Origin of the sequence: Paenibacillus sp. FSL H7-0323 (assembly GCF_038002725.1) — a bacterium.
GTDB classification, from domain to species: domain Bacteria; phylum Bacillota; class Bacilli; order Paenibacillales; family Paenibacillaceae; genus Paenibacillus_AQ; species Paenibacillus_AQ odorifer.
The window spans coordinates 4,954,360-4,964,681 of the sequence record NZ_JBBODB010000001.1; the positions used below are offsets into that span (position 1 = coordinate 4,954,360).

The 10,322-nt window shown below is 45.3% G+C and carries 9 protein-coding genes; all 9 read left to right on the plus strand.

Annotated elements, in window-relative coordinates; translation table 11 throughout:
- The first annotated feature begins 4 nt into the window (after positions 1-4).
- The 9 genes from hpt (at position 5) to cysK (ending at position 10,157) form a co-directional block, all read left to right on the plus strand.
- Positions 5-544: a hypoxanthine phosphoribosyltransferase gene (hpt, locus tag MHH89_RS22380; RefSeq protein WP_036678757.1), complete on the plus strand. Its 540-nt coding sequence runs from the start codon at positions 5-7 to the stop codon at positions 542-544.
- Positions 545-653: 109 nt separating this feature from the next.
- On the plus strand, positions 654-2,708 hold the full coding sequence (gene ftsH, locus MHH89_RS22385; RefSeq protein WP_036678755.1) for an ATP-dependent zinc metalloprotease FtsH: 2,055 nt from the start codon (positions 654-656) through the stop codon (positions 2,706-2,708).
- Between the two features lie 259 nt (positions 2,709-2,967).
- The gene (gene nadA, locus MHH89_RS22390) at positions 2,968-3,906 is read left to right on the plus strand and encodes a quinolinate synthase NadA (protein WP_036678753.1); all 939 of its coding nucleotides are present in this window, start codon (positions 2,968-2,970) and stop codon (positions 3,904-3,906) included.
- A 39-nt stretch (positions 3,907-3,945) separates the two neighbouring features.
- Complete coding sequence (gene nadB / locus MHH89_RS22395) at positions 3,946-5,562, plus strand: L-aspartate oxidase (protein ID WP_076130078.1); 1,617 nt, start codon at positions 3,946-3,948, stop codon at positions 5,560-5,562.
- Positions 5,552-6,427 (plus strand): carboxylating nicotinate-nucleotide diphosphorylase, encoded by an 876-nt coding sequence (gene nadC / locus MHH89_RS22400; RefSeq protein ID WP_076186819.1) that lies wholly within the window; start codon positions 5,552-5,554, stop codon positions 6,425-6,427. The genes nadB and nadC overlap by 11 nt, the downstream gene beginning before the upstream one ends.
- Positions 6,424-7,191, plus strand: a complete 768-nt coding sequence (locus MHH89_RS22405) for a type III pantothenate kinase (protein ID WP_076186821.1) — start codon at positions 6,424-6,426, stop codon at positions 7,189-7,191. Before nadC ends, MHH89_RS22405 begins: the two co-directional genes overlap by 4 nt.
- 47 nt (positions 7,192-7,238) lie before the next feature.
- On the plus strand, positions 7,239-8,123 hold the full coding sequence (gene hslO, locus MHH89_RS22410) for an Hsp33 family molecular chaperone HslO (RefSeq protein WP_076282732.1): 885 nt from the start codon (positions 7,239-7,241) through the stop codon (positions 8,121-8,123).
- 9 nt (positions 8,124-8,132) lie between these two features.
- Positions 8,133-9,077: a peptidylprolyl isomerase gene (locus tag MHH89_RS22415; RefSeq protein WP_081386466.1), complete on the plus strand. Its 945-nt coding sequence runs from the start codon at positions 8,133-8,135 to the stop codon at positions 9,075-9,077.
- A gap of 141 nt (positions 9,078-9,218) precedes the next feature.
- Complete coding sequence (gene cysK / locus MHH89_RS22420) at positions 9,219-10,157, plus strand: cysteine synthase A (RefSeq protein ID WP_036678737.1); 939 nt, start codon at positions 9,219-9,221, stop codon at positions 10,155-10,157.
- Positions 10,158-10,322: the final 165 nt, after the last annotated feature.

Here is a 10,322-nt window from a genome sequence, read left to right on the forward strand (position 1 = left end):
CAAGTTGCAAAACGATATTCAAGAAGTATTGATCACCGAAGAGGAACTTCAGCAGAAAATTAAGGAGCTCGGTCGAACACTGAGCGAAGAATACGCAGGTCGTACCCCTTTAGTAATTTGTGTACTAAAAGGTGCGTTTATATTTATGGCAGATTTGGTTAAAGCCATTACAGTACCTGTTGAGATGGATTTCATGGCAGTGTCCAGCTATGGAGCATCCACCAAGTCCTCTGGAGTAGTCAAAATTATTAAGGATTTGGATGTATCGGTAGAAGGCCGCGATATCTTGATCGTTGAAGATATTATTGACAGTGGTCTTACACTCAGCTATTTAATTGAGTTGCTCCGCAACCGGAATGCTGCTACTATCTCTGTGGTTACCTTGTTTGATAAACCATCAGGCCGCACTGTTAATCTTGAAGCCAGCTACACAGGCTTCGTGTTACCTGACGAATTTGTAGTAGGCTACGGATTGGATTATGCCGAGCGGTATCGGAACCTCCCATATGTTGGAGTACTGAAACCTGAGATTTATTCCAATTGAACTAAGGACTGCCTCGATCATACGGATCGGATACCCACAACTTCCTTTATTTGAGGTGTCCCAAGAGGCTATGGTACAATAACTTGAGTGTTGTGAGAGGAGGTAGGGGATGAATCGGTTCATCCGGAATTCTGGTTTTTATTTGATTTTATTTTTAGTCGTGGTGGGTATTGTCCAGTTTGTGAGCAATGGAAATGAAGCCGCCGATTTCCCTAGATACGACGAGTTACGGCAGGAGATCAAGAACAACAATGTGAAGGATTTGACGGTTCAGTTTGAGGGTAATGCCTTTCTGGTCACAGGCGAGTATAGAGAGCTGCCTGCCGATACTAAATCGAAAAGCTTCTCCACATATATTCCTCCTACAGATGCCGCTATCAATGAACTGATTCAAGCCAGTGATGTTAATGGGATTGAATTAACTCAGAAGAAAATGGAAGGTACCAGCATTTGGCTGACATTCCTTTCTTCAATTATCCCGCTGGTAATTATGTTCATCTTGTTCTTCTTCCTGTTTAACCAGGCGCAAGGTGGCGGCGGTAAAGTCATGAATTTCGGCAAGAGCAAGGCTCGGTTATATAATGAAGAGAAGAAGAAAATCAGCTTTGAGGATGTTGCAGGGGCGGACGAAGAGAAGCAAGAGCTTGTCGAAGTCGTTGAGTTCCTGAAAGATCCACGCAAATTTGCAGCTGTCGGCGCACGTATTCCTAAGGGCGTATTGCTTGTAGGTCCTCCGGGAACAGGTAAAACATTGCTTGCCCGTGCGGTAGCAGGTGAAGCTGGCGTACCTTTCTTTAGTATTTCCGGTTCTGACTTTGTGGAAATGTTCGTGGGTGTCGGTGCTTCTCGGGTACGTGATTTGTTCGAGAATGCTAAGAAGAATGCTCCATGTATTATCTTCATTGATGAAATTGATGCTGTGGGTCGTCAGCGTGGTGCCGGTCTTGGTGGCGGACATGACGAGCGTGAACAGACGCTTAACCAATTGCTGGTTGAGATGGATGGATTCGGTGGTAACGAAGGCATTATTATTGTAGCGGCGACTAACCGCGCTGATATACTTGATCCGGCATTGCTTCGTCCAGGACGTTTTGACCGTCAAATTACGGTTGACCGTCCTGATGTGAAAGGCCGTGAAGCTGTACTTAAGGTTCACGCTCGTAACAAACCGCTTACGAAAGATGTAAGACTGGATGTTGTTGCTAAACGCACAACCGGATTCACAGGTGCTGATCTGGAGAATCTGCTGAATGAGGCAGCTTTGCTAGCTGCACGTCGTAACCGTAAAGATATTTCCATGATTGAAGTGGATGAAGCTATTGACCGTGTTATCGTAGGTACTGAGAAACGCAGCCGTGTGATCAGTGACCGCGAGAAACGTATTGTAGCTTATCATGAAGCAGGCCATACTATTGCTGGTTACTTCCTTGAGCACGCCGATATGGTGCATAAAGTTACTATTATCCCACGCGGACGTGCAGGCGGATATGTTATTATGCTTCCGAAGGAAGATCGGATGATCGTTACCAAGCAGGAGCTTTTGGATAAGGTTACTGGATTACTTGGTGGACGTGTTGCTGAAGAATTGTTTATTGGTGAGATCGGTACGGGTGCATACAGTGACTTCCAACAGGCTACGCGCATCGTGCGTGCCATGATTATGGAGTATGGTATGAGCGATAAGCTTGGACCTATGCAGTTCGGATCTTCTCAAGGTCAAGTATTCTTGGGTCGTGATATTGGGCATGAACAGAATTACAGTGACTCCATTGCTTATGAGATTGATCAGGAAATGCAGAACTTTATTACTTCGAGTTACGAACGTTGTAAAGATCTGTTGATCAAACACTCCAAAGAAATGCACTTGATTGCCAATACATTACTTGAGAAAGAAACACTTGAGCTTGATCAGATCACACAACTGATTGAACAAGGATTCCTTTCCGAGGATGGTAAACCAGAGGGTGGCGAAGGTGTTGCCCATGAAGTTGGCGAGCCTGTCATCGACAATATCGGTGATGTGCGAGTTCGCATTCAAGGCAAGCCTGAGGATGAACAGTCCACACTTCCTGACCTGTCGAAGGATATCCCGAATAACCCTGATTCTGAGGGTAATGACGGTTCCGGTGATGACAACAAAGGTGGGGGCACTAGCCTTACCTAATTGGGTCCACCATTCATATGATGTAAATTTATCCGGAGAACGTAACTGTTCTCCGGATTTTTTATTTTAATTTTTAAGGGATTCTATGCCTTAAAGCCTGTCCAGTTACATTGACAGAGGCTGGAACGTTGTGTACATTAGTGATTAATATTACTTACTATTTATATCAGCATGTTCATTTTTTCACCATGATGGCGCATGCCATTTGATAACATCATGTCGGCGAAAAGCCGCGAGGATTTAAGGGGGAGAACAATCGGTGGAAGCTCTGGCGCTTGAGCGCAAGCAGGAACAGAATCGAGAACTTCGTATACGTCTTGAACAGCTTAAAAAGGAACGAAACGCAATCATTTTAGCTCATTATTATCAACGTGATGAAATTCAGGAGGTTGCCGATTTCCGGGGCGACTCTTTTTTACTCGCTCAGAAGGCTGCAGAGACAGATGCAGAAGTTATTGTATTCTGCGGTGTTCATTTCATGGGGGAAAGTGCAAAAATTCTAGCCCCGAACAAAACCGTCCTTATTCCTGATGAACGTGCAGGCTGTCCAATGGCAGATATGGTCAATGTAGACGGTTTGCGTAAGCTAAAAGCTCAACATCCAAATGCTAAAGTAGTCACTTATATCAACTCGTCCGCCGAGATTAAAGCAGAAACCGATATTTGTTGTACCTCTGCTAATGCTGTGAAAGTAATCGAATCCCTTGACGCCGAAGAGATTATTTGGGTCCCAGATAAGAATCTTGGTCAATATGTACAAGATCAGACGGGCAAGAAGCTGATTATTTGGGAAGGCTATTGCAACACTCACGACATGTTGACCGTCAAAGATGTAGTAGAAATGAGAGCAAAATATCCAGATGCGGAATTTGTAGTTCATCCAGAGTGTCGTCCTGAAGTAGTCGCCATGGGTGACTATGTAGGCAGCACTACATCAATTCTGGAGTATTGCCGGAAATCGGATCGTAAGCAATTTATCGTTGGAACGGAAGATGGTACCGGATATCAGCTTCGTAAGGATAGTCCAGATAAAGAATTCCATTTTGCTACCAAATTTCTTGTTTGTCCTAATATGAAAGTTAATAATCTAAAAAAACTGGTGAAATGCCTGGAGACGATGAAGCCACAAATCTATGTACCGCCTGCTGTCGCCGACAAAGCCAGAACATCCCTAGAGCGCATGCTACAAGTCCGGTAGCATGCGCTACTCTTTCGTTGAAACAGGTGAAAAGCGGTCATGATTCCACAATATTTGGTTGATTTTGATCTTCGGGATATTCCTACGGTAAAGACAGATTGTATTGTTATTGGTTCAGGGATTGCCGGGTTATTCACAGCTATTAAAGCCAGTGAAGATCGGCGTGTCATAATGATCACAAAGAAATCAGTAATGGAAAGTAATACTCGCTATGCACAGGGGGGGATCGCAGCTGTTATAGCTGAGGATGATTCCCCTGCTTACCACCGGCAGGATACCTTAATGGCCGGAGCAGGTCTTTGCTCCTCAACAGCTGTCGATGCACTTGTTAATGAAGGGCCGGAAGGCGTTCATGAGTTAATTCGCTTAGGAACTCTGTTTGATAAGGAAGATGGGGTACTGGCTTTGACTCAGGAAGGTGCGCACAGCCACCGCCGTATTTTACATGCTAATGGGGATGCTACAGGTTATGAGATTGTTCGTGCATTGGCGGAACAGGTAGCCGAACATGAGAATATTGAGGTCTGGGATGATCATTATGTTATCGATCTCATCACTGAAGGTGGAGAATGTGTAGGCGCATTATTGCAACGGCCCGGTGGTGGAAGGTTGTTCCTGCAAGGGGATGCGACCATTCTGTGCTCTGGTGGAGCAGGACAATTATATCGATACACTACCAACCCAGAAGTAGCTACAGGAGATGGAGTAGCAATCGCCTATCGCGCTGGGGCTCATATACGAGATATGGAATTTATTCAATTTCATCCTACAGCACTTAGTTACCCGGGAGCTCCTAGATTTTTAATCTCCGAAGCTGTGCGTGGGGAAGGAGCAGTCTTGCGCAATATTAATGGAGAACGGTTCATGGAACGTTATCATGACCTGCTTGAGCTGGCTCCGCGGGATATTGTAGCACGAGCTATTGTAAGTGAAATGGAACATACTAAATCAACGTTCGTTTATTTGGATATTACACATGAATCTCCAGAGATGGTGAAGCATCGGTTTCCCACAATATATGAGACATGTATGGGCTATGGACTGGATATTACAAGTGATTGGATTCCAGTGGCTCCCGCTGCGCATTATATGATGGGGGGGATTAAGACCGATCTGAATGGAGAGAGCACCATCCCACGTCTGTTTGCTTGCGGAGAGGTTTCCTCCACAGGCCTGCATGGCGCTAACCGTTTAGCTAGTAATTCATTATCTGAGGCCATTGTATTCGGACAGCGTATTATTGATCGGATTCATGAGCTTTCCCCGCTGGACCGTGATGTTTTATCGGTTAACAGTAACGAGGGACGTGTAGATTCGCCAACTCAAGCTATTGTGGAACGTCGTTTGAAGCTACAGAAGGTAATGGTTCGATATGCCGGACTACGTCGTAACGAAGAGATGTTACTTAAAGGACTAGATGAATTAAAACGACAGCTGCCAATCTTTGGATCAGCATTGTCCAAACGTGAGGAATATGAATTTGCTAATATGCTGACCTGCTGTTTGCTTGTGACAGAGTCTGCTCTGGCACGGGAAGAGAGCCGTGGGGCGCATTACCGTGAGGATTATCCGCAGCGGGATGATGATCAGTGGCGTAAGCACCTGCTTCAAATTCGCGAACTGGGAATAGTGGAGGAATTAAGCGATGATGTTTAATGGTTACAATGAAGAGCTAGTACAATCCATCAAGGCTTGGTTGCGGGAAGATGTTGGTTCCGGAGATGTAACCACGCAGATGACGATTCCAGTGGGCCATGAGTCCAAAGGGATTATTCATGCCAAGGAAGACGGTATAATTTGTGGCATTCCAATTGCAGAGCTGGTCTTTGAAATTGTGGATCCGGCACTTAGTTTTACAGCCCTTGTCGAAGAAGGCCAAGCTGTAACTAAAGGGACAGTAATTATTGAGGTTGAGGGCAGCACACATGCGATTCTAACAGGTGAGCGGCTTGCGCTTAACTTGATGCAGCGTCTTTCGGGTGTGGCATCACGTACAGCTTCTTTCGTGCAGGTGTTGGAGGGATTACCAACTCGTCTAGTGGACACACGTAAGACAACACCAGGTCACCGGATGCTGGAGAAATATGCTGTTCGTATTGGTGGAGGCTTTAATCACCGTTTTGGGTTATATGATGCAGTTATGATCAAGGATAATCATATCAAAGGCGCAGGTGGTATTCGGCAGGCTGTAGGTCGTGCCCGGAAGAACATCCCGCATACGATGAGCATCGAAGTGGAGACCGAGAATTTAGAGCAAGTCGAAGAGGCGCTGGCAGCAGGTGCTGATATTATAATGCTCGATAACATGTCTAACAATATGATGAAGCAAGCCGTGGCTAGGATTAAATCGAAAGCTCCGCATGTTAAGACAGAGGCTTCTGGCAATGTATCGTTAGAAACCTTACGCGGGATTGCTGAAACGGGTGTGGATGTGATTTCTGTCGGGCGCCTTACGTACTCCTTCTCCAGTCTGGATATCAGTCTAGACCTTAATGCCAAGAAGGAAGGGCCTTTGTCATGATGCTTGCTGTCGATATCGGTAATACCAATATTGTTCTCGGTGTATATAGAAAACGCGAATTGCTGCATCATTTTCGGCTAAGTACTGCGCGTCAATCGACCGTGGATGAATATGGAGTAATGATACACAATCTTTTTCACATGTCAGGTGTATCTGTCAAAGACGTTGAAGGTGTAATTATATCTTCGGTTGTTCCGCCACTGGTTAAGACTATTGAGGATATGTGTATTAAATATATAGGGAAAGACCCATTGATTGTTGGACCAGGGATTAAGACGGGGCTTAACTTACGTTATGAGAATCCGCGTGAAATTGGCGCAGACCGGATTGTTAATGCAGTTGCTGCGATTGAACAATACAAATGTCCACTTGTCGTTGTTGATTTTGGTACGGCTACGACTTTTGATTGCATTGATGCAGGTGCTAATTATCTTGGTGGGGCGATTGTCCCCGGCCTAGGCATTTCAACAGAGGCATTATACCAGCGGGCATCTAAGCTGCCGCGAATTGAATTGGAAAAGCCTAAAAAGGTCATCGGACGTAATACGGTGCACGCGATGCAGGCCGGGATTATTTTTGGTTATGCGGGTCAGGTTGAGGGCATTGTTAAACGAATTAAAGTCGAGATGAACGCTCCCGAACTGAAGGTTATTTCGACCGGAGGCCTCGCCTCGCTAATTGCGGGTGAAACGGACTGTATCGATGAAGTAAATCCTATGTTAACGCTAGAAGGATTAAGAATTATTTACGATCGTAACCAATAAAGATAAAGAAGCCTAAAAGGCGAAGAGATAGGAGGGCTATGCACCCAATGGAAAAAAAGAAGGATCGACTAATCCGCGGCACGGCTCTTAATGGTAAAGTGAGAGCGTTTGCTGTCCGCACAACTGAATTGGTTGAAGAACTGAGACGCAGACACGATACGTATCCAACGGCTACAGCCGCAATGGGACGTACAGTTACCGCTGCAGCCATGATGGGCGCTATGCTCAAGGGTAGTGAGAAGCTGAGTATTATGGTTAAAGGGAATGGACCGATCGGACAAATCGTTGCAGAATCCAATGCATTGGGAGAAGTGCGTGGTTATGTGCATAATCCTCACATTCATTTACCGAGCAATAGCATGGGGAAGCTGGATGTAGCTGGAGCGGTGGGAACTGAAGGGTTCATTGATGTTATAAAAGATTTAGGTTTGAAAGAGCCATACCGCGGTAGTATTCCTATTATCTCGGGGGAGCTTGGCGATGATTTTACTTATTATTTTGCGGTTTCTGAGCAAACTCCAGCTGCGGTTGGCCTAGGTGTACTGGTAGATACCGATGAGTCAGTAATTGTGGCTGGAGGCTTTATTGTTCAGCTTCTTCCTGGTCTGACTGATGCGGAGATCACAGAGATTGAAAAAGCTGTAGGGGCAATGCCTTCAGTAACGGCGCTTCTCGATCAGGGGCTGGAGCCAGAAGAAATGCTGCGCTACCTGTTGCCGGATGCAGTGGTTATGGATGAACTGGATATTAACTTTGCTTGTCAGTGTTCGCGTGAGCGGGTAGAGCAGACATTGGTTAGCTTAGGGCGGGATGAACTGGAGAGATTAATTGCAGAAGATGAACAGGCTGAAGTCGTATGCCATTTTTGCAATGAGGCTTATGTTTTCAATAAGGACGATTTACAGGTCATTTTAGAACAAGCGAATTCGTAGGGCATTGGGATGATGACGAGACAGGAACGTGCACTTCGCAATACGGTTATTATTCTAGCTGTTGCAACTTTAATGCTCGGGGGTCTATTATTCTGGAGTTTACGCGCCATGGCCCTTCTTAAAGGAGATACAACAGACAATGAATCACCGGATGTAGCGACTGCAGGCGGACAACCGATAACGGATCAGCAGTGGATGGATGAGCTCAAAAGAAAGCATGGAGAAGAAGTGTTAATCAGTATGCTTAACCATATTGTCGTGAACATGGAAGCTAAGGCATTAGGAATTACCGTGACAGACGATGAGGTTAAGCAGGAACTGGCACGCACTATAGTTGGGTACGAATCAGAAGCGCAATATTATGCTCAAATGCAATCTCAGCTCGGATTATCTCGTCAGGAAGTGTTCGCAGAGACAGCTTATCGTCTGTCCTTACAAGCGATAGCCACGGTGGGCATTACAATCAGTGATGCCGATATAGATGCTTATTTAGAGCAAAATGCCGAGCGCTTCATTCCAAAAAAGGAAATGCAGCTTTCTATGATCAAGGTCTCATCCTATGAGGAAGGCCAGCAGGTAATGGATCGCTTGGAACAGGGTGAGGATTTCGCTGATTTGGCTAGGGAAGTGTCTATTGATGATGAGAGTCGGCAGCACGGAGGCAGCTTAGGTAAAGTAGAGGAAGACGACCCTTTTTGGCCAGAGGGAATGTTAAAGACTGCCGCTGGATTGGATGTGGGTGATATAGCCGGTCCGATCGAGACAGGGGAAGACTTCGCCATTATCCGCTTGGAGAGTATTCACTCTCCAGAAATGCCGGATCAGAAAGAAATTCGGGCGCTTGTACGTCAAGAGCTGGCTTTGGAGCAAGCCCCACCCTTGCAGCAGGTGGAAAGCGATTTACGCAATAAATATGAGGTATCAATAAATATTGACAACAGCCTGCAAGATTGATAATATGATATTAACGTAAACCCTACCGTTTTAGTCGGAAATAACTGACGGTGGTCAACAATTTAAACTCCATACACAGAAGCATAAAGTCATAATTTACGTTCTTATATCGCATTTATCATTCTAAGGAGGTTTTTGCTCATGGCTAAAGTCGTTAACAACGTAACAGAATTGATCGGAGGTACTCCGCTCGTTCGTTTGAATCGTCTGGCACAGGAAGGCTCCGCAGATATTTATTTGAAATTGGAATATCAGAACCCGGGATCAAGCGTAAAAGACCGGATTGCAATCAGCATCGTGGAAGAAGCTGAGCGTGAAGGTCTACTGAAACCGGGAGGTACGATTGTAGAAGCTACTAGTGGTAACACTGGTATCGGCCTGGCACTTGTAGCTGCTGCTAAAGGTTATAAAGCAGTTATCGTAATGCCGGAAACAATGAGCTTGGAGCGCCGTAATCTCCTTCGCGCATATGGAGCGGAATTGGTGCTGACCCCAGGATCGGAAGGTATGAATGGTGCGGTTAAGAAAGCAGACGAAATTCTGAAAGAAAACCCAAGCTATTTCCCATCCGAGCAATTCAAGAATAAAGCGAACGTGAAGATTCACCGTGAGACTACTGGACCTGAAATCATTGACGCTATTGAATCCATCGGCGGTCCTTTGGATGCTTTTATTGCAGGTATCGGAACAGGCGGAACGATCACTGGTGCGGGTGAAGTGCTGAAAAGCCAATATCCTGATATTAAGATCTATGCTGTGGAGCCTGCTGCTTCCCCAATCTTGGCTGGAGGCAAACCAGGCCCTCACAAAATCCAGGGTATCGGAGCTAACTTCATCCCTGAGATTCTGAACCAAGATATCTATGATGAAATCATCCACGTTGAGAATGATGAAGCTTTCGAAACTGCACGTCGTGTAGCTAAAGAAGAAGGCGTCTTGTCTGGTATTTCTTCAGGTGCTGCTGTATTTGCCGCTCTTAAAGTAGCTAAAGATTTAGGCCCTGGCAAAAAAGTAGTAGTCATTATCCCAAGTAACGGCGAACGTTACCTGAGCACACCACTTTACAATTTCGAAGCGTAATTGTTTGCAATAACGTAAATCTATAAGAGTCTTCATACCACTTTTTTGGTGGTGATGGAGACTCTTTTCGTTGATTTAAAAGGCATTTGGTACTTTGCATATATGGCAGGCTAGACGTGGTAATTTTATTATTGTTGAAAAAAGCTCTGGTTTTTGCAGAAAACG

Excerpts from the sequence above, each read along its gene's own strand:
- ftsH (WP_036678755.1), top strand. The coding sequence starts at position 654 with ATGAATCGGTTCATCCGGAATTCTGGTTTTTATTTGATTTTATTTTTA.
- nadB (WP_076130078.1), top strand. The coding sequence starts at position 3,946 with ATGATTCCACAATATTTGGTTGATTTTGATCTTCGGGATATTCCTACG.
- MHH89_RS22415 (WP_081386466.1), top strand. The coding sequence starts at position 8,133 with ATGATGACGAGACAGGAACGTGCACTTCGCAATACGGTTATTATTCTA.
- cysK (WP_036678737.1), top strand. The coding sequence starts at position 9,219 with ATGGCTAAAGTCGTTAACAACGTAACAGAATTGATCGGAGGTACTCCG.
- nadC (WP_076186819.1), top strand. The coding sequence starts at position 5,552 with ATGATGTTTAATGGTTACAATGAAGAGCTAGTACAATCCATCAAGGCT.
- hslO (WP_076282732.1), top strand. The coding sequence starts at position 7,239 with ATGGAAAAAAAGAAGGATCGACTAATCCGCGGCACGGCTCTTAATGGT.
- MHH89_RS22405 (WP_076186821.1), top strand. The coding sequence starts at position 6,424 with ATGATGCTTGCTGTCGATATCGGTAATACCAATATTGTTCTCGGTGTA.